The following is a 20,025-nucleotide window of genomic DNA, read 5'->3' as shown; positions in this document are numbered from 1 at the left end:
GAAGGTAATTTGATTGAGTTTTTTTGAGAAATACAACCCATGGATGATTAAATACGGTTAAATACTAAGTCGGCTAATAAAAACCTACATTATCAATCAGAGACTCATAGGAAATTGTCGGACGCTCACAATTCGCTCCTCCTGAAGTTCTGCCACTGATGCGACCTCATAAGGTCAAGGCAAAACCTCACGCTCCCTGTTGACATGAGATCCGCAAACCACAAACGGCAGCTCTGGAGTTCACTCAGGCCGCAAGCGGGTAAGCCTCTTCCACCAAGTATGGGCCTCCGCCAACACTTGATTTTGCGGAAAACAAGACGAACCGGCCCGCAATAAATGGCGGTGCCTGGAAGTTACCGCGCTCACACAACCACTTGGCAACATCTTCATTATTGGAAGTTTTACAGCGGGCCAGAGTGACATGAGGCACGTACTTGCGCCGCTCTGCCGGCAAGTGAAGCCGTTGCAGGATGCGCTCTTGCTCGCTTTGAAGCTCAGACAAAGCCGATGTCAGCTGCACACCGGCCCAGACCGCGTGTGGCTTACCGTTGCCGAAGGACCCAAGGCCATCAAGCCTGATCTCAATGGGATCGCGACGGATCCGGTCGAGTGCATCAACCACTTCATCCGCCGTGCGATCATCGATATCGCCAATGAAGCGCAGAGTGATGTGATAGTTTTCCGGATCGATCCAGCGGGCGCCCCGAAGGCCTCCCCGGAGCATGGACAACATGAGGGCCGTCTCAGACGGAATCTCAAGGCCTGTAAAAAGCCGCGGCATAGGTGTTCCCTCCGCCAAACGCTGATGTCCCCATCAGGAATCAACTTGATGAAATTGGCAAGACAAAAAACCAACACTTTGAAGACAGTGTAGTTTTTGTGTGGAGAGAGATTTCGAGCCGGGCAATTCCTTGCCCGGCTCGAGGGGGAGACTGTCGTTTGATTCTTTTGAAAACGTGAACGTCAGTTACGGCGCTGTGTTGCCGAATTCCTGATGAATCGCGTCGATCTTCTCAAGGACGTCGCTGCTTAACGTCACATCGGCAGCAGCAATGTCATTCTCCAGCTGATCCATGCGCGTTGCCCCAAGAATAACGGACGTCATAAAGTCACGGGACTTGGCAAAGGCAATCGCCATTTGCGCCGGATCGAGACCGGCTTCATCTGCCAGATTGAAATAGGCGTCATAGGCTTCGATCGACCGCGGGTGCTCATAGCGTTGCAGGCGGTCAAACAGCACTTTGCGGGAGCCTGCCGGCATTGCGCCATTCCTGTACTTGCCCGTCAGATAGCCTTGCGCGAGCGCGGAGTATCCAAGCAAACCAACGTTTTCACGTTGCGCGATCTCTGCCAATCCGGTTTCGAAAGTGCGGTTGACCATATTATAAGTGTTCTGGATCGAGGCGACCCGCGGCAAACCAAGGTGCTCGGAGGCCGCAACATAGCGCATGGTGCCCCAGGAGCTCTCATTGGAGATCCCGATGTGGCGGACTTTACCGCTTTTCACCAGGTCCGCCAGCACTTCCAGTGTGCTTTCGATGCTGTTCTCGTCTTCATGCAGCTCCGGCGGAGCCCAGCGCGCCGGATTGGCGCCGAAGTTGCTCATGTTCCGATCCGGCCAGTGGATCTGGTAAAGGTCGATGTAGTCGGTCTGAAGGTTTTTCAGGCTCCGGTCGACCGCAAATTCGATTTCCGCACGTGTCAGGCTGGCGCCTTTGCCGTGCTCGCGGAACCAATCCATGCCGGTCCGGCCGACAACCTTGGTCGCCAAAACGACTTTGTCCCGGTTGCCGGTTTTTTGAAACCATGTGCCGATGATCCGTTCCGTCCGCCCCTGCGTTTCCTTCTTTGGCGGAATTGCATAGAGCTCGGCTGTATCGAAAAAATTGATCCCCTTCTCCAGGGCATAATCCATTTGAGCATGACCTTCGGCTTCCGTGTTTTGTTCGCCATAGGTCATTGTGCCAAGGCACAATGCGCTGACCTTTATATCCGTGCGGCCAAGCGTGCGCAGTTCCATGAGGGATATCCTTGTTTACAGGTAAATTGTGTTCGGCAGGATCAGAGATGTCTGAATGCTATTTTTTGGAAGCTTGTACCAGCAACTCTTCGACCGTCGGCAGAATGTTTTCAACAATAACGCCAACGCCTTCCGCATTCGGGTGAATGCCATCGGCGAGATTGAGATCCGGGTTCAGCGCAACACCTTCCAGAAAGAAGGGATAGAGCAATGCGCCATGCGCCTCGGCGATGTCTTTGTAGATCGGGTCGAAAGAGGCAGCATAGTCCTCGCCAAGATTGCGTGGGGCGAGCATGCCCGCAACAAGCACCGCAATGTCCTTGTCGGTCAGGCGTTTCACGATTTGTGTGAGGTTGTTGCGTGTCAGGTCTGGCTGAATGCCACGCAAGGCATCATTGGCGCCAAGCTCGACGATGACCGCGTCAGCGTCATTCCCTACCGACCAGTCGAGCCTGGACAGTCCACCGGAGGAGGTGTCACCGGAAACACCGGCATTGACGACCTCCACAGAATGCCCGCGTGCATCGAGCGCTTTTTGCAGTTGTTCTGGAAAGCCGTCTCCAGCCTGCAGCTGATAGCCGGCAGACAAGCTGTCTCCCAGCACAACGAGCTTGATATCAGCAGCATTTGCAGTGCTGGTTCCCAACCACAACAGAGGCAGCATCAAAAACAGAAAGAAACGATACACTCTAATACACTTTCCTGACTGGAAGACTTGGCACAACAGGCCCATATGGTCGCAAAGTGACCACTTGTCGAGGGCATGTGATGGCCATAACGGCCAACATATGACCGTTATAAAGGCCCAAAGATGACGACGACACCAGCCATTGCCCTGAAAAATGTCCACTTGACCCTTGGAGAAGGGGCCGGACAGGTTCACATCCTGAAGGGTATTGATCTGGAGATCGGAAAGAGCACATCCGTTGGCCTAGTCGGACCATCCGGCTCGGGCAAATCGACCCTCCTAATGGTGATGGCCGGACTGGAACGCGCCGATGAGGGATCCGTTGTTGTTGCCGGATCAGAACTCGGCGGATTATCGGAAGACCAACTGGCGCTGTTCAGGGGCCGAAATGTCGGCATCATCTTTCAGTCATTTCACCTTGTCCCGAATATGACGGCGCTGGAAAACGTCGCAGTACCGCTTGAACTCGCCGGCGATGCGGACGCCTTCAAGAAGGCCCAGGCAGAGCTTGAGGCTGTTGGTCTTGGAAAACGCATGCACCACTATCCGGCTCAGATGTCCGGCGGAGAGCAACAACGGGTCGCCGTTGCGCGCGCGCTCGTCGTGGAGCCGGAAATCCTGATTGCAGATGAGCCGACAGGGAACCTAGACGAAAGCACCGGCGCACAGATCGTCGACCTGATGTTCTCAGCGCAGCGCGACCGCAAAACCACGCTGGTTCTTGTGACGCACGATCCGGCCCTTGCCGAAAAATGTGACCGGGTCATCCGGGTACGCTCGGGCGAAATCGAAGAAACCACCCAGAACCTGGCCGCAACGCAAGAACAGGTGTCCGCATGAGCGGATTTGTGTCCGGCGAGCTTGGCCGCAACAACCAGACCTTCCGCCTCGCCCTCCGGTTTGCCCTGCGCGAACTGCGCGGCGGCTTGAAGGGCTTTTACATTTTCATTGCCTGTATTGCGCTTGGGGTGGCCGCAATCTCCGGTGTGACCTCGGTTTCCCGAGCCTTGACCGAAGGGATCTCGCAGGAAGGCCAAGCCATTTTGGGCGGCGATCTGTCCTTCCGTCTGGTTCATCGTCAAGTGAATGAGGACGAGCGGAGCTACATCGACAGTCTCGGTGCAGTTTCGGAAGTCGCGACATTGCGCGCAATGGCCCGGCGCGCAGACACGGCGGACCAGGCGCTTGTAGAGCTTAAGGCGGTCGATGATGTTTATCCGCTCTATGGCGCGCTCGAGCTGCAATCAGGGCAAAGCCTTGTGGACGCACTGGAACAGCGTAATGGGCGCTGGGGAGCTGTGGCCGAACTGGCCCTGCTGGCCCGTCTTGATGTTGAAGTTGGTGACACACTTGAGCTTGGCCGCACGAGTGTTGAAATCACAGACGTCATTGAAACTGAACCCGACAAACTCGCGGGCGGAATGGAGTTCGGCCCCCGCCTGATGATCTCCACCGAGGCCATCGGCGCAACTGATCTCGTTCAGCCCGGTAGTTTGGTGCGCTGGCATTACCGGGTGCGTATGGATCCCGCGCCGAGCATCGGCGAGCTCAAACAGATAGAGGAAGTTGCGGAACAAACCGAAGCTGATGCCGGTTGGCGGGTGCGCTCCAGAGCCAACGCGTCTCCCGGCCTTCAGCGCAGCATCGACCGGTTTGCACAGTTTCTGACGCTCGTTGGTCTCACAGCTCTCGTTGTGGGCGGCGTTGGCGTTGCCAATGCGGTCCGGGCCTTCCTGGAAACGAAGCGGGAAGTCATTGCAAGCTTCAAGTGCCTGGGCGCAACCGGTGGATTTGTCTTCCAGATTTATCTGGTTCAGATGCTGGCGCTTGCCCTGATCGGGATTGGCATCGGGCTGGTCATTGGAGCAATGATCCCTTTTGCCGCTGGTGCTGCGCTATCCAATGTTCTTCCGGTCAAACTTGCGGTCGGCATCTATCCAAGCGAACTGGGCCTAGGCCTCGTGTACGGCCTTTTGACCGCGCTGGCTTTCGCGCTTTGGCCGCTTGGCCGGGCTCATGACGTTCCACCCACCGCCCTGTTCCGCGATATTGTTGCGGCGGGCTCCAAATGGCCCCGTAAACGCTATTTGTTCGCCACGGCTCTCACCGTGGTCGTCCTTGCGTCCATCGCCATCCTGCTGGCCTATGACAAGCGAATTGCCACGATCTATATCGCAGCGTCCGCCGGGGCTTTTGTGCTTTTGGTGGTTGTGGCGCGGATCATCATGTGGCTCGCCAAACGCCTGCCTCCGGTCCGCTCCACCGAGCTGCGGCTGGCGATTGCCAACATTCACCGCCCTGGTGCTCTCACACCATCTGTCGTTCTGTCTCTTGGCTTGGGCCTCTCCCTGCTGGTCGCCCTGACCCTGATTGATGGAAACCTCCGCCGGGAGCTCACCGCGACCATCGCAGGTGAAGCGCCAAGCTTCTTCTTTGTCGACATTCAAAGCCATGAGCGGGACGCATTTGAAACCCTGCTACGCGAAGAAGCTCCAAAGGCAGACCTTCAAAGTGTGCCGATGTTGCGCGGCCGGATTGTCAGCCTCAACGGCATCAGCAGCGATGATTTCGTGCCCGCCCAAGAAGGGTCCGACTGGGTCCTGCGCGGCGACCGCGGCATCACTTACGAGGCTACGCTCCCGCCGAACTCGGAACTGGCGACCGGTGAATGGTGGCCGCAAGACTATTCCGGGCCTCCACTGGTCTCCTTTGACGCGGAGGCTGCAACAGACCTCGGCCTCAAGATTGGCGACACCGTTTCTGTGAACGTTCTTGGCCGCGAAATCTCTGCAGAGATTGCAAATACGCGGGACGTGGAATGGCAGTCGCTTGGCATCAATTTCGTCATGGTGTTCTCGCCAAACACATTTGCCGGGGCGCCGCATGCGCATCTGATGACTCTTGGCTGGGATGATAACGTCCAGACAGACACCGAGTTAGCCTTGTTGAAGACCGTCTCCAGCAGCTTTCCGACCGTCACTAGCGTCCGCGTGAAAGATGCGATCTCCCAGGTGAACAACATCGTGGCTCAGCTCGCATGGGCGATCCGCGGCGCCTCCTCCATCACGCTGATTGCCAGCATTCTTGTCTTGGCAGGCGCACTCGCCGCCGGGCATCGCAGCCGCATCTATGACGCTGTCATCTTGAAGACCATTGGCGCCACACGAACGCGGCTGATCCTGGCCTATGGCCTCGAATATGCGATCCTTGGCCTTGTCACAGCAGTGTTTGCCGTTTTGGCGGGCGGCATTGCTGCCTGGTATGTCATCACTGCAATCATGGGCGGAACCTTTACGCTGCTGCCGGTCACGGCGTTCAGTGCTGCCCTAATCGCGCTTGTCCTGACTGTCGGGTTCGGTCTGATCGGAACCTGGCGCGTTCTCGGGGAAAAGCCTGCACCGGTTCTTAGAAACCTCTGATACGTCTACAGACGATGTTAACCGTCAGAAAAATTCCATCAAACATACCGCAAATGTGCGCCGGATTGCATCCGGCGCGCCTTGCGTCATGCGGTTATCTTGGATATCGGAAGAGAGATTTATTTCTTAAAGGGGCACTCCGAAATGCCGGGCTATCGTTTGAAATCCATGTTTAAGACCACTCTAGCAGCCTCAATTGCGGCTTTGACCATGCTGTCAGCCGTGCCGGCCGCTCAAGCTGAAAGCCCGTTTCACACAGGCGTTTGGCAGCTGAATGATCCGGCTGGCAAGCGCGGCCTCGTTGTCAGTGACTGGCTGGTTTGGGAAGACGGCCTGCCGAAGCGCTGGCTTTACCGCCGCGCGGGAACCAATGACGCCAACCAATTCGACTTCTTCACCCGTTCTATCGGAGATAGCGGTTTCACGCCGGTCGGCATCCGCGTCTACCGCACCGGTGAACATGAGATGAAATACACCATCTCCGAAAAGGGCAAAGATCCGATTGAGGTTTCCGCAAACCGCTTGTCGATCCCGAACTACAAGAATTCCTGCCTATCGGTAGAAAACAAGGGCAACCGGCTGACCGGCGGCACCTGGACCGGGACACCGCAATCTGCCGGTAAAAAGCTCCGCCTGACCAAATCCAAGCTGACCATTGATGGAAACGCGCGCAATGTGACCGTCGAAGATGTTCGCGTGGGCCGCGTCGGCATCATGGAAGACGGCAAACCGCTGGCGTTTTTCACAGATGCCGGTGGCGACTATGGTGTTCTTCAGTGGTTCAAGCCGGGCGTAACGCCGGAAGTCATGCGCGACACCACCAAAGAAGTCATGGATTTCAAGGCAGAAGAGATTTTCCGCTGGCCACAAGGCACTTGCGACAGGCAGATCGAATCCCGTCTTAAGGCTATGAAATAAGTAACCTTCTTAATCATAAGGGTCGGAATTACGGGCCGTAGCAGAAAGATTGCGATTTTTTCAGGAAAGTCATCTTGTGCTAGGGTCCGTATTCTCCCATATGTTGAGGGAGCTGTGCTGCAGGAATCCCTGCGCGCACAAGTTTTGAATGAAGGGGAAACTTTAGACCATGTCGACCTTTGATCGCCAATCTCAAGGCGCTTACTCGGTTGCCGGCGCTCGTGCCGAGGCCGGCATCGATCAGGGCCTGCGCGCCTACATGCTGGGCGTATACAACTACATGACGTTCGGCCTCGCGCTGACCGGTTTCTTTGCCATCGGTACCTACATGATGTCCGTCGTGACCAACGACGCCGGCTCGATCGTAGGATTGACACCGCTCGGCAACGCCATCTTTGCCTCACCGCTCAAATGGGTGGTCATGCTGGCGCCGCTCGGCATGGTGCTTTGGCTCTCGTTCCGGATCCAGTCCATGAGCGCGTCAACCGCTCGGACGATGTTCCTCGTCTACTCCGCCCTGATGGGTGTATCCCTATCCTCGATCTTCATGGTCTATACCGGCGGATCGATCGCGCGCGTGTTCTTCATCACCGCAGCGTCCTTCGGTGCGCTGAGCATCTTCGGCTACACCACGAAGAAGGACCTGTCCGCTTGGGGTTCGTTCCTGTTCATGGGCCTGATCGGTATCGTGATCGCCTCCCTGGTGAACATCTTCCTCGGATCTTCCGCACTTCAGTTCGCGATTTCCGTGATTGGTGTTCTGGTGTTCGCTGGGTTGACTGCCTACGACACGCAGCAGATCAAGGAAATGTACTACGAGGGCGACTCCGGTGAAGTTGCCACCAAGAAGTCCGTGATGGGCGCTCTGCGTCTCTACCTCGACTTCATCAACATGTTCCTGATGCTGCTGCAGCTTTTCGGCAACCGCGAATAGTCTGCGCGCCATCATAAACGTAGAAAGCCCGGCCATCGCGCCGGGCTTTTTGTTGTCTTCCAACAAAAGACGTCGCTTCCAAATCTCAGATGGTCAGCACGTGAAAAACGGGTAAGTGGAGACCCCTCCGGGTTTCGATCCGTGCGCCCTGTGTCAGGCGTCGACGACCCGAAGATGCTTTTTCTTTTCCAGAACCCTTAGGACCTGCGCCAAATCGTGGCCACGTTTCAGGATCATGCCACCAGTCGCGACGACCGAATATGCGCCCTGCCGCCGCGCAAGTTTAGGATCCTTTTCGATGCGATAAAGAGGCATTTCAGAGGCGCGGCGGAAAATTGAGAAAACAGCCCTGTCATTCAGAATGTCAATTGCATAGTCCCGCCACTCACCATCGGCGACCATGCGGCCATAGAGCCTGAGGATGACATCGAGTTCCCGGCGGTTGAAGGACACCACTGGTAAGGAGGGAGGAGCTTTATGCCCAGGTCCGTTGAGGCTCAAGCTCCGGCTGTGCTGAGATGCGCTATCATCGGCTTCGCTCATTCCGCCTCCCTCTTGAACCGCCTTGCACCTTGCGCTGCCGTCAGCATTTGCTTGGCGCATGTCATCCAGATGTCATGATGGTCGTGGTTCGCCGCGAATTGCAAGTGCAGGCCGGTAGAAAGCTGAGAAACTGTTGCTTTCATTCATCAATCGTGACCGAAAAACATCAAAAACTGACGCTTGGGCAACTTTTCAAGAAAGAATACCAAAATTTTCATGTTTTCGCCGCATTCCAGCCCTTGGCCAGCCAAAAAGCACACCCATATTAGCATCATACCTTGATGGGAACGGTCTACGGGCACCGCGGTATGCAATAGCCCCCCAGCCCCCCGTGGTGAATGTAGAGCGACCAGATTTTTTGAGTCAAACATCAGGGCAACTGAAGGGCCGGCAACACGCCGGCCCTTTTCATTACCGGACACCTTTGGCGGCCAGTCTCAAGAATTCCGGCAGTTTTCCCGAACCGAAAACGTTTCAAGCTTCCCCTGCGAACGCCTTGTAGTATTCTTTTCCCAAGATGACTCTTGACCTGATTGATCTTCGTGCGGCGAGACCGGCAGACTGCGAAGCGCTCGCCAGCATCCATAGCGAAGCCTGGCTCGGCGCTTATCGCGGCGTGTTACATGGCCTTGACCTTCAGCGAATGGTCTCAAGGCGGGGTGAAAACTGGTGGCGCGGAGCTCTGGCGCGCGGCGTCAACATCAAGATCCTATCCGTTGCTGATGTTCCGGCCGGATATGCCACCTTTGGCCCGTGCCGGTTAACGAATACCAGCATGGATGGCGAGATATATGAACTTTATCTCAAACCGGAATATCAGGGCCTGGGATTCGGCCGCAGGCTTTTTGAAGACATCCGGGCATCATTCCTCGAGCAACATGGCTCAGGGCTAGCCGTCCAGGTGCTCAGCGACAACACGCCTGCCCGGGAGTTCTATCGTGCGGTGGGAGGCCAAATCGCCGGGAAATCATGGCACCGGATCGGCGGGAGACGGCTCGAATTGCTCATCTACATCTGGCCGAGGCAAACGCTCTGACAGCTTCACCGTTATGCCTTCCAAGACAAGGATCTGGCGCGCCTGCGCCACTTCCGGGCCATTAATCAATTAGGTGCAATGCAAAACTAAAGACTTGAACTTCTGCCGTCGGATTGCGATAGACGGCGCAACGATCCAACAGGAGTTCACAGATGCGTATTGACGCCGTGCCGATTGGCAAAAACCCGCCGGAAGACATCAACGTGATTGTTGAGGTTCCCGTTGGCGGTGAACCGATCAAGTATGAGATGGATAAAGAAGCAGGCGCGATGTATGTCGACCGCTTCCTCTACACGCCCATGCGTTATCCGGGGAACTACGGCTTCGTCCCGCACACACTTTGCGGCGATGGCGATCCGATCGACGTGGTTGTCGTCAACCAGCGCCCTGTTGTACCTGGCGCCATCATGACCTGCCGTCCGATTGGCGTTCTCCTGATGGAAGACGAGTCCGGCCAGGATGAGAAGATCATTGCGGTGCCGAGCCACAAGATCACCAAGCGCTACGATAATGTTTCGGACATTACCGATCTGCCGCAAATCACGATCGATCAGGTCAAGCACTTCTTCGAGCACTACAAGGATCTGGAGCCTGGCAAATGGGTAAAAGTGACGGGTGTTGAAGGTGCAGAAGCTGCAAAACGCATGATTGTGGAATCCATCGAACGCGCCAAGACGGAAGCTGCCGAATAAGCTAAGGCCCAATTTCCTTGAGGCTGCCGCCGCATCACCTGTCGGCAGCGGCCTCGAGACGCTCCATGTCCTGATCGCTCAAACCGAAATGGTGACCGATCTCATGGATAAGCACATGGGCGACCACATCTCCGAGCGTTTCGTCCATTGCGGCCCAATAATCCAGAATGGGCCGGCGGAAGAGCCAGATACGATTTGGCATTTGCCCGGTATGGGACAACTCTTCGCCCTCGTCCAAGCCGACACCTTCAAACAATCCAAGCAGATCGTGCGGATCTTCGATCGACAGTGCATCGAGAACATCATCAGGTGCATATTCGGCAAGTGTGATCTGCAAATTGCCACAGCGAAGCAACAGATCGTCCGGCATGGTGGCCAGAGTCTCGCTGGCCATTGCCTCAAAGTCTTTCAGGTCCGGCGCTTTGAGGTCGGTCCAGTGGCTTCGGCTGATTGGATGAATTGACGCCATATTTTGTTCCAGGCTCCAGTGAGCGCTGTATTTCCTTTTTCGCGAGCCTCCCAACTCAGTTGGAAGATTACCTAGAGGTAGGTAACGGCAAGGTAAATCACCAGACCAATTGCAAACATCAACCCAAGCGACCGGCCGATGCGCGTACCCCAGACTTCGATGTGGTCATCGGCATCCTTATCGGCCGCGCTCATATGGTCCCGCGCACGATCGGCCATGCGAACAAAGGTCGAGCCAACAACCGTTTCGCTTTCCGCTTGCGCGCGATCGATTGCTCTCAGCGCCTCGTCGCGCCTTTCCTGATCGGCCTTGTGTTTTGACGTGCTCATGCCGGAGACTTTGCCATGGGAACCCGGAATTTCAAAATCCCGGCAGCAAGGAGCCCAAGTCCGGCCAACCCGGCAGATGCAACAGCATTCCACCCGGCAAAGGACAGGCCCAGCATCCGCCAGCTGGCTTCCGTGCAGCTGACCACCCGTGTCGTCTGCAACGCTTGCAGCATGTTGGCAGCAGATGCCGGAGCCGCGGTGCCCCCGCCGCAATCATTCGGGCCATCCCAGAACTGCCACTCCGCACCGGCCTGATAGATCCCGAGACCAGCTCCATATGCGAACACAACCGCAACACCCAGCAACATGAGCGCGGCCAACCCTTTGCGCCCCGACACCAAGGCTCCCAACGCCACCAGAGCCATCGGCAGACCGATGTAATAAGGGACGCGCTGTTCCAGGCACAGCTTGCAGGGAACATAGCCGCCAATCAGCTGAAACCCCCAAGCCGTTCCAATCACCACAAGGCCACCGGCCAATATAAGAAGTGTCACCGACTGAGCCAGTTTTTCAGCGGACATATGATCCTCTTTGCCTAGATAAACTTCAGGGCCGCAAAACCACCGACAAGAAGCACCACAAACAGGGTGAACATAAGACCGAGGCGTTTTTCGATAAAGTCCTTGATCGGCGGACCAAAGAAATACAAAAGCCCGGCGACGATGAAGAACCGGATCCCCCGGGAGACAATGCTTGCAAGAATAAAGATCGGCAGGCTTAGGCCTGCAGCCCCGGAGGCAACTGTAATCACCTTGTAGGGAAACGGGGTCACACCTGCGATAAACACGAACCACCAGCCCCACTCGGCGAAAATATGGCGGAACTCCTCGACGTAATGGAGCTTGCCGTAAAAGGCGAGCACAGGCTGTGCAACCTGTTCAAAGAGGAACATTCCGATGAAATAGCCGAATACACCACCGGCCACAGAGGTCAGCGTGCACAGCAGGGCATACCACCAGGCCTTCTCGCGCCGGGCGATGACCATCGGGATCAACAGGATGTCCGGCGGGATCGGAAAGAACGAGCTTTCGACAAACGAAACCGAACCGAGCGCAGTTGGCGCACGGGGTCCGGCAGCAAGGGACAGGGTCCAGTCATAGAGACGTCTGATCATGACGCCTCCATACCTGTTGCAACGCAAAAAGTCACCTAACGAAATTCAGTCCGCGAAGGGTTCGAAATCAAGGGTAAACAAACCAGCACCGACATGGTGCGAGCTGCGTTATGGATCTCAACAAATGCCAACTGCGGCACCAGTCTGGTGATTACAGCTCTATGAACATTTTCGCTGCGTTGACCTCCTGCCCCTGAAGCTGAACCAACTCCGGGTTCGCCTCAAGGAACGCCGCGCTGTCAAAGGTGATTTCCCGGTTTTCAGCACGGCCAAACTCAATGTAGTGCCGGGCGCCAGCTTCAGCATCTGCCCCGAAGACCTCGATCAGGTCCTGATGCGAGGCAATGTAATCGAGCGCAGAGAAATCGATCGTGCGGCCCTCGGTCAAACCAAACTCGACAAAGTGGTCAAAGAGCAAGTCCTGATCCGTGGCGAATGCAGCTTCGATGTCCTGATAACTCGCGGCATACTCCAGGATTGACAGCTGTGTTTGCGCCAAGACCTGCAGATCGGCATCAGAATAAGCAATGGTTTCGACATTGGTGAGTCGATCGATCCCGTGGGCGCTGAACACGATCGTCTCGCCATTATCAAAGATGTATGTGTCAGCGGCGGTGCGGCTTTGATTAACAGCGAACACATCACTTCCGGCACCCGCATCAATCACGTTGTCCCACTGATTGCCAAAGACCACATCATCGCCCGCACCACCGATTGCGTTTTCGATGACAGCACCGTAAGCGATTGAAATGTTGTTTGTCAGGCCGGCCGCGCTGGAAAAACCGCCTTCATTGAGATTGATGACCGTGTTGACGACATATCCTGAGAAATCGATCGTGTCTGTCCCGCCGGCATCCCAGATCGAAAACACCGGCGTCGTATTCAGACCAAAATCGTAGATCGGTGAGTTTGTGTTGGAATTGAAGCCATAAACCGTGTCATCAGTCCGCGTCGACATGTTCACGCCGTACTTTGCTTGGATGGCCAAGATATCGTGAAGCATCGGGGTCTGGGCATATGCATCGCCGAAATCAGCGCCCGTATGGCTCTCATCCCAATATGACATGATCGAATACTGGGCGCTGTCTTCGGCATAAGCGGCGTTGTTTTGATAGCTCAGCTTACCGCCGTCAGCGTTGTAGTCGCCCGGATGCGGCTGGCCGATCGCATGGCCGATTTCATGAACAAGAACCTTGAAGCCATAGTTTCCAACGTCCGGGGCAGTGTTGTACGCGTAGTTGCTGTTGACCCAGACATCTCCTGCCCAAGATGAAAAGCCTGGCAGGTAAGCATGCGCCGCGGAGTAATCCGCCAAAGTATCGGAGTTGGAGAAGCGGATCGGTGCAAAGTACGAATTGCTCTCCTGAAAAGTGATGTCGGCGACATCAGACCATGCCTCCAGGGCCAGTCGCGCCATGTCCATTTGCTGGCTGTTGAAACTGTTGAACCCGTCGTACTCATCCAGGCCCTTCGCATAGCTTGGGAGGACCTTGGCGAAAGAATAAGTCACAACAGCAATGCCGCCCCAGCTGTAGTCGCCGCGGTTCAACTGCCCGATGATATAGTTGAGGGATGTGGTGCCACCGGGACCCGACGCAGCTGCGGCTGAAAATGTACCGTCTTGGGCATGCTCAATCCCGTCACAAAGAGCACTGTGACAAAGTCCGCACATAGGTTTTCATTCGGTGAAATGAATACACCGCCCCTGTTTATTTGAATGTTTGACGCATTAGCTTGTTATTTGCTTGTGAGGGCAGTATGCGCGGCAGGTGGTAAAAATTATTGAATCGAAATTCTAGTATTTTTTGTTTGTTGGAACGTCATTAATATTTTTTGAACATGCAATTAACTTGAAATTAATACTAAAATTTCGTTATTTACATTTACGATTGCTTAGGCATAGCAAACCGACAGGCATGAAGGTTTTTAGCCAGGCTTCGACCCACGGAAAAACAAAAGAACCATCGCCAGCCATACCAACGCTGCCTGTAATTCAGTGTCTTGGCGTGTCGTTGAGCGCGCAATTGCGTCCGGCGGACAACCATTGGGGAAACGGGTTGCGTCCGGACCAATCCAAAGCGCAAGCAAGAGCTCCGCTTCATATTGCCTCTCTCAGGACATCAGCTTTATAGGCATTCAAAAGGAGAATTTTGGCAGTCTATGCAGCCAAAGATAGAGGTTTCTTTGCCGGGTAATTATATTCATTTAAAACCAAGTAATAAGATAAGGCTTTATTGTAACAATCGGATTGTATCTTTTACCGATAAAATTGACATTCTTTACTTCCAAACTGGACTTAATCGAGGCGCCGCGTTAACCTTTACAAGCAATTAATTCGCAGACTAATGAGAATTAATTGCTTTAAATTCATTACCTTATAGATTTCCGGGGAATTTTCGATTTTCTTCACGTTAATAATCCTATTGATAAATTAAATAAAATATTTAGGTTTCCCAATGCGCAACCATCCCGCTTAATTCGGAGATTAAAACGCAAGCGAAAGCTAGTAGGGGGTATTTATGGCTTTTTCTATTACATCATCATTTGATCCTGCGTACTATCTCTCACAAAATCCTGACGTTGCGGCAGCAATTGAGGCAGGTTTATTTGAGAGTGCGGAACAACACTTCAATCAATTTGGCTTTTCAGAAGGCAGGGATCCAAACCCATACTTCGACACGTCGTTCTATCTGGAACAAAACCCGGACGTTGCTGCTGCCGGCATCAATCCGCTCAACCACTTCAACCAGTTTGGTGAAACGGAAGGCCGCAGCCCGAACGCGATCTTCAATCCCACCTATTATCTGGAACAAAACCCGGACGTCGCCGCATCCGGCATCAGTCCGTTCCTGCATTTCATCAATCACGGTGCCGGCGAAGGCCGGTCTCCGAATGCATCCGTCGCCTCACAGACCAGCGAAGGTTTCGATGAAGCCGCCTATTTGGCCGCAAACCCGGATATTGCTGATGCCGTCGCGAACGGCACCCTTTCCAGCGGTTTTGAGCATTGGCTGCTGTTCGGCTTTGACGAAGGCCGTTCTGGCGCGCAAAACGCCGCCGGCAACCCGATCGATCAACCCAACAACAGCGGCACTCCGAGCGATAATCCGGACGATTCGCCCGCGGATCCAGATGCGCCTGTCGGCGGCGGCGGAGCGCCAGATACTACTCCACCCACGATCACGTCTTCATCAACCTTCGAGATCAATGAAAACGAGACCGACGTAGGCACGATAATAGCCAACGAAGCGTCGACGTTTTCGCTTGTTGGTGGCGTTGACCAGGCGCTTTTCCAGATAGACGCCAACACCGGTGACCTGACGTTCGCGGCTGCTCCTGATTTTGAAATCCCTCAGGATGCAGGCTCAAACAACGTCTATGAGGTCGAGGTTGAGGCTCAGGACGCCAGCGGCAATACTTCAACGGCGGCAATCACAGTCACCGTTGTAGACGCAGCGGAAGTTAATGGCGGTTCGATCCAGGCTGCGATTAATGCCGCGACCGCAGGTGACACTATCTATGTAGCTGCGGGATCATACGCCGAAAATCTTGTCATCGACAAAGCGATCACGATCAAAGCGTTAAACGGTGGGGACGTCAACATCGCCCCGGCATCCGGCGTGGCGGTTACCTTTGCGACCGGTGTGGACGGTGACGTGACCCTCGACGGATTGGATCTTGTCGGCAACGGCACCAGCACGCGAGGTATCGATGTCACTCCGGGCGCAAATATTGGGACGCTGACCTTTACCAATGGTGAAATCAATGGGTTCACTGAACGCGGCATCTTCTCGACCGACGATGCGGACCCGACAAATCTTCTGGCCATGGGCGCATTGGTTGTCAGTAATTCGACGCTCTCAGACAATGGAGATGGCGGCGGGAATACGGCTCATATCAAGTTGTTCGGCTTCAACGGAAATGCCACATTTGAAAACATCAATATCGTTGGTCACCCCGGAGGTCCGGTGATTGGGTCTCGACCAGACAATGCGATCGAATTGATCGGCGGGTTGAATGCTCCCAACTCAGCAAATCCAGCTCCGGCAAGCTCTCCGGACATTGGAACTGTTGTCTTCAACGGTGTGTCCGTCAGCGGCGAGTATGACAAGAACCCGATTGCGATCTTCAACTTTGGTGAACTCGATGGACTGTCGATCACTGGTCTGGATCTCTCTGGCGCGGTTTCCTCATGGAAACTGTTCAACATCGATGGTGTGACAGAAACTAACATCGACGGCTCTTCATATGGCATCACGTTCCCGAATACGACAGACGTTGTCGCCGAATTCCAGGGCGAGAAGTCTGCCAATCAGGGCACTGTTGACTCAACCATTACCGGGACGTCGTCCAGCGACCAGCTGAACGGCAAAGAAGGCAACGATATCCTCAACGGCGGCGACGGAAACGATATCCTGATTGGCGGTGATGGAAACAATCAACTCAACGGTGGAGTCGGTATCGACGTTGCCGTTTTTTCTGGGAACTTTCAGGATTACACAACCGATTTGCTAGCGAATGGCAACTTTCATGTCGAGGACGCCAACGGTGTCAATACGCTGACGGACGTTGAAAACCTGGTTTTTGCGGATGCAGTGTACAACTTGGAACTGGAAGCGCTGACCAGATACGATCAGGACGTTACACCTGAGATTATTTTCGGAAGCGGGAACGCAAATGGCAGCTTTACCACGTCCATCGTAGACAATACCGACCACAGCCTTGAGCTTGGGATTCGCGGGAAGTTGCGATTTGATTCAAACAACCAACCGGCTGGCATTTACAACTCCAATGGCGATGGCACCTTTACGTTTGATGCGGCAATTGCCCCGGGTGGGTTTAGTTTTGATGCTAATTCTCCGACCACACCGGTCTGGAACTTTGAATTTGCTGTAAACACTGACCTTGATGGCGGGTCAGGGAAAGTACTCAGTGACTACACATACGTGTTGGAGTTGGATAGTGATCCTACAATCGACACCAACTTCCTGACCTTCGATCCGATTATCACCGACCTGGGCGCTGATCATGCAATTGGTGACAATTCAACAGGAAACGGAGCTGGGCAAACTGCAAGGGTCGCAACCGTAATAGACGCCGATCTTTATCAGCAGCTCATAGATGCAAACAACGTCGCTCAGCAGTCGTGGAATTATGAGTTCTTCAATGACGGTGCTGACAATCCGCTTGCAACGTTCGACCCAACAGATGAGGGCATCTATACCATTAAGCTGTCTGCTTATGACGGGGGTGATCTCGTGAACGTGGTGTCAATTAACATGGTCACAGAAGCCCCAGTAGTGCCGTAATGTAGAACCATCAACCAAGAAACAGGCCCGTATTTTTTCGGGCCTCTTTCAAACCATCACGGACACTGTAGGTGATGAGGGCAACGATACCCTAATTGGTATCAAACAACTGCGGTTCAGCGATGGAACATCTATCCTCTGATAGGTCCTTGATGCTGCAAACAGGAAAGGCCGGGCACAGCCCGGCCTTTTCGTTTTTTGGTTGAGGACCAGCAAAATGCTGCACACGTCATGGCTCGAGAAGGCACCAGAGGGGGCTGAACGGCACTTCAGAAGGTTGTCAGCTAGCCCATACATTTTTGGCAAGGACTGAGTAGAGATTCGGCGAAACCCGTTGTTTGTTGCAATCCAGTCAGATCAACCTAACGGCACCCGGGCTTATTCAAGAAATAGAAGCTAAAAGAAAAAAGTGGTGCCCCCCGCCGGAATCGAACCGGCACTCCCGAAGGAACGGGATTTTGAATCCCGCGCGTCTACCAGTTCCGCCAGAGGGGCAACTGACACCGAGGTGCGTGAATATCACCGCCCCCGTGCCGATGCAAGCAGAGATACGCCTCAAATCCGCAAACTATCCACGATCATTTCGACAGGCTGTCTGAAGTCAGCAGTAACCTGCCCGGCAGCGGCATCAGTGCACCGTTTGAACTTTAGATCTGAAGCGAAAGGGCACAAGATAGGCTTCAGCGGAGATCCGATATGGAGGCAGACATAAGCATAGGCTCTGACGCTGGCACTCGCACCGCAATTATGTGCCTCAAGGTAATCCAGCAGTGCGCAGGTCAACGCTGCAATGTTATCGGCTTGAGAAAACTCTAGAAAATTTGCCGGCGAAGAAAGGCGCAAATTGTGCGCTTTTTCTAGACAAGCTTTTTGGCTTTCGATACATCTTCACCATGACCAAATCAGTACGTGAAATCGAGCTCAAACTCGAACTGGACCCGGCAGCGCAGGACGAGATCAAGCGGTCTGGCGCACTCAAGGATTTTGCCGCCTCCCGATCGGTCACCAAGACCCTGCAATCCATCTATTTCGATACGCCGGACCAGGCCCTCCGCCAGGCCAAGATCTCCTTGCGTGTGCGTAAATCCGGGCGCAGCTGGGTGCAAACCGCTAAGCTTGGAACCGGTGTCATGGGTGGCCTGTCCTCCCCAGTAGAAGCCGAACATGCCGTTTCCGGACGTGCACTCGATTTTTCTGTCATTGAAGATGCTGACGTGCGCGCAAAACTTGTCGAGACGATCGGCGACGCCGGTGTTTCCGAGTGCTTTGAAACGGTCATGAAGCGCACCACGCGGCAATTGACGCGGGAAACCGACGGTGCCCATATCGAACTTGCCTTCGACACGGGTAACATTCTCGCCGGGCCGGAAAGCCATCCGCTGGTCGAGCTGGAGATGGAACTAAAGGCTGGACCAAGCGCCGCGCTCTTCGAAGTTGCCAAACAGCTTCTAAATGATGTGCCGTTCCGCTTTTCACCCTACAGCAAGGCCGAACGCGGCTACCGGTTCGCCGAAGGCCAACCGGACGGAAAAGCCGTTCCCTTCTTTGCTGAAAACGTGGTCTTTGAGCAAGGCATCACCGTGGAACATGCCTTCCGAGATGTGCTGCGCTCCTGCCTCACTCAGATTGCAGAAAACCGCCTAGCAGTTCTCGCCAGTGAAGACCCGGAAGGGCCGCATCAGCTGAGGGTTGGCCTGCGCCGGCTCCGCAGTGCATTCCGGCTGTTCAAGCCAGCCCTTAATCCGGCGACCATGACGCCGCTGGACCAACTGGCCAGAACCATCGCGGCCGAAGCCGGTGCCTTACGCGATTTCGATGTTCTGATTGACGAGATCGTCGAACCGGTCGTGGACAAAGCACCGGAAAGCATTTCCTTCGACGCCCTGCTCGCCGATCTTCATGCATCCCGCGGCAAGGACACCCGCACCGCACTGGTGACCCATCTGAAATCAGCGGAGGTGAACGCGTTCCTGCTGGATCTGGCGGCTTACACAGAAGGCCGGGGATGGCTCGATCCGGAAAACTTTGACCAAAGCCGCCTCTTGGCGCAGCCAATCGAGGATTTTGCAGCTCAAGCCCTCGCCAAACAATGGAAAAAGGTCAACAAGTACGGCAAGCGTCTGGACGAGTTGACCATCCCGGAGCGTCACGAGATGCGCAAGGCCATGAAAAAACTGCGCTATGGCATTGAGTTTTTCGGGAGCCTTTACCCGAAAGATACGGTCAAACCGCTTCTGAAGCGGATGAAACGGCTACAGGATATCTTCGGCTATCTCAATGATGTCGCCATGGCAGAACGCCTTCCCGAAATGAGCAATGTGACCGGCAAGGATGCGTTGACCGCCGGACAAGCCATCGGATTCACGATCGGCTGGCATGAAGCCCAGAGCCAAGCCATGTGGCAGCACGCCCGGGGTTATTGGGATGCGACCAAGGATGTGCCGAAGTTCTGGTCGTAGAGTATCATCCGCAAATCGGCGGGCATGTCCCGTGAACGTGTTGTCTATCACATTTGTGTTGCATTCGGCCTGATATGCAAACACCAGACTTGATA

The 20,025-nt window shown here is 54.6% G+C and carries 17 protein-coding genes and 1 tRNA gene; 8 read left to right on the top strand and 10 right to left on the bottom strand.

Going from position 1 to position 20,025, the window contains the following annotated elements; all coding sequences use genetic code 11:
- Positions 1–244 precede the first annotated feature (244 nt).
- The 3 genes from thpR to ACQY4Z_RS13630 form a co-directional block, all read right to left on the bottom strand.
- Positions 245–781, bottom strand: coding sequence for an RNA 2',3'-cyclic phosphodiesterase (thpR, locus tag ACQY4Z_RS13640; protein WP_133952435.1), 537 nt, complete (start codon positions 779–781; stop codon positions 245–247).
- A 186-nt stretch (positions 782–967) separates the two neighbouring features.
- Positions 968–2,020, bottom strand: coding sequence for an aldo/keto reductase (locus tag ACQY4Z_RS13635; RefSeq protein ID WP_428522088.1), 1,053 nt, complete (start codon positions 2,018–2,020; stop codon positions 968–970).
- Positions 2,021–2,078: 58 nt separating this feature from the next.
- Positions 2,079–2,684, bottom strand: a complete 606-nt coding sequence (locus ACQY4Z_RS13630) for an arylesterase (protein ID WP_428529554.1) — start codon at positions 2,682–2,684, stop codon at positions 2,079–2,081.
- Between the two features lie 147 nt (positions 2,685–2,831).
- Here ACQY4Z_RS13630 and ACQY4Z_RS13625 point away from each other — a divergent pair, with 147 nt between their 5' ends.
- From ACQY4Z_RS13625 to ACQY4Z_RS13610, 4 genes are all read left to right on the top strand, one after another.
- Positions 2,832–3,548: an ABC transporter ATP-binding protein gene (locus tag ACQY4Z_RS13625; RefSeq protein ID WP_209180074.1), complete on the top strand. Its 717-nt coding sequence runs from the start codon at positions 2,832–2,834 to the stop codon at positions 3,546–3,548.
- Positions 3,545–6,127, top strand: coding sequence for an ABC transporter permease (locus ACQY4Z_RS13620; protein ID WP_428522085.1), 2,583 nt, complete (start codon positions 3,545–3,547; stop codon positions 6,125–6,127). The genes ACQY4Z_RS13625 and ACQY4Z_RS13620 overlap by 4 nt, the downstream gene beginning before the upstream one ends.
- 168 nt (positions 6,128–6,295) lie before the next feature.
- Entirely contained in the window at positions 6,296–7,045 is a 750-nt protein-coding gene (locus tag ACQY4Z_RS13615) for a hypothetical protein (protein WP_428522083.1), read from the top strand.
- 169 nt (positions 7,046–7,214) lie between these two features.
- Entirely contained in the window at positions 7,215–7,979 is a 765-nt protein-coding gene (locus tag ACQY4Z_RS13610) for a Bax inhibitor-1/YccA family protein (protein WP_133952443.1), read from the top strand.
- A 153-nt stretch (positions 7,980–8,132) separates the two neighbouring features.
- On the opposite strand, the gene ACQY4Z_RS13605 is transcribed toward ACQY4Z_RS13610, so the two are convergent.
- The gene (locus tag ACQY4Z_RS13605) at positions 8,133–8,522 is read right to left on the bottom strand and encodes a DUF2794 domain-containing protein (protein ID WP_306149727.1); all 390 of its coding nucleotides are present in this window, start codon (positions 8,520–8,522) and stop codon (positions 8,133–8,135) included.
- A 517-nt stretch (positions 8,523–9,039) separates the two neighbouring features.
- Here ACQY4Z_RS13605 and ACQY4Z_RS13600 point away from each other — a divergent pair.
- The gene (locus ACQY4Z_RS13600) at positions 9,040–9,558 is read left to right on the top strand and encodes a GNAT family N-acetyltransferase (RefSeq protein ID WP_306149728.1); all 519 of its coding nucleotides are present in this window, start codon (positions 9,040–9,042) and stop codon (positions 9,556–9,558) included.
- 152 nt (positions 9,559–9,710) lie between these two features.
- Positions 9,711–10,250, top strand: a complete 540-nt coding sequence (gene ppa / locus ACQY4Z_RS13595; protein WP_133952449.1) for an inorganic diphosphatase — start codon at positions 9,711–9,713, stop codon at positions 10,248–10,250.
- A 34-nt stretch (positions 10,251–10,284) separates the two neighbouring features.
- On the opposite strand, the gene ACQY4Z_RS13590 is transcribed toward ppa, so the two are convergent.
- From ACQY4Z_RS13590 to ACQY4Z_RS13570, 5 genes are all read right to left on the bottom strand, one after another.
- Positions 10,285–10,719, bottom strand: coding sequence for a metallopeptidase family protein (locus ACQY4Z_RS13590; protein WP_133952452.1), 435 nt, complete (start codon positions 10,717–10,719; stop codon positions 10,285–10,287).
- Positions 10,720–10,790: 71 nt separating this feature from the next.
- Positions 10,791–11,048, bottom strand: a complete 258-nt coding sequence (locus ACQY4Z_RS13585) for a hypothetical protein (protein WP_133952454.1) — start codon at positions 11,046–11,048, stop codon at positions 10,791–10,793.
- Positions 11,045–11,569 carry a disulfide bond formation protein B gene (locus ACQY4Z_RS13580; protein ID WP_428522079.1) on the bottom strand — a complete coding sequence of 175 codons (525 nt, stop codon included), beginning with the start codon at positions 11,567–11,569 and terminating at the stop codon, positions 11,045–11,047. Before ACQY4Z_RS13580 ends, ACQY4Z_RS13585 begins: the two co-directional genes overlap by 4 nt.
- Before the next feature lie 14 nt (positions 11,570–11,583).
- On the bottom strand, positions 11,584–12,162 hold the full coding sequence (locus ACQY4Z_RS13575; RefSeq protein ID WP_209180081.1) for a YqaA family protein: 579 nt from the start codon (positions 12,160–12,162) through the stop codon (positions 11,584–11,586).
- Between the two features lie 151 nt (positions 12,163–12,313).
- Positions 12,314–13,834 carry a M10 family metallopeptidase C-terminal domain-containing protein gene (locus ACQY4Z_RS13570; RefSeq protein ID WP_428522077.1) on the bottom strand — a complete coding sequence of 507 codons (1,521 nt, stop codon included), beginning with the start codon at positions 13,832–13,834 and terminating at the stop codon, positions 12,314–12,316.
- Positions 13,835–14,681: 847 nt separating this feature from the next.
- Here ACQY4Z_RS13570 and ACQY4Z_RS13565 point away from each other — a divergent pair.
- Entirely contained in the window at positions 14,682–17,471 is a 2,790-nt protein-coding gene (locus tag ACQY4Z_RS13565; RefSeq protein WP_428522075.1) for a hypothetical protein, read from the top strand.
- A 410-nt stretch (positions 17,472–17,881) separates the two neighbouring features.
- Here ACQY4Z_RS13565 and ACQY4Z_RS13560 read toward each other — a convergent pair.
- A tRNA-Leu gene (locus tag ACQY4Z_RS13560) sits at positions 17,882–17,966 on the bottom strand.
- Between the two features lie 398 nt (positions 17,967–18,364).
- Between ACQY4Z_RS13560 and ACQY4Z_RS13555 the strand changes: the two genes are divergently transcribed.
- Complete coding sequence (locus tag ACQY4Z_RS13555) at positions 18,365–19,930, top strand: CHAD domain-containing protein (RefSeq protein WP_428522073.1); 1,566 nt, start codon at positions 18,365–18,367, stop codon at positions 19,928–19,930.
- The last annotated feature ends 95 nt before the right edge of the window (positions 19,931–20,025 follow it).

The sequence above is a fragment of the Roseibium sp. genome, assembly GCF_965276855.1.
Taxonomy (GTDB): Bacteria; Pseudomonadota; Alphaproteobacteria; order Rhizobiales; family Stappiaceae; genus Roseibium.
Note: the sequence above shows the minus strand (reverse complement) of the source record. Positions and strands in the feature narration are given on the sequence as shown.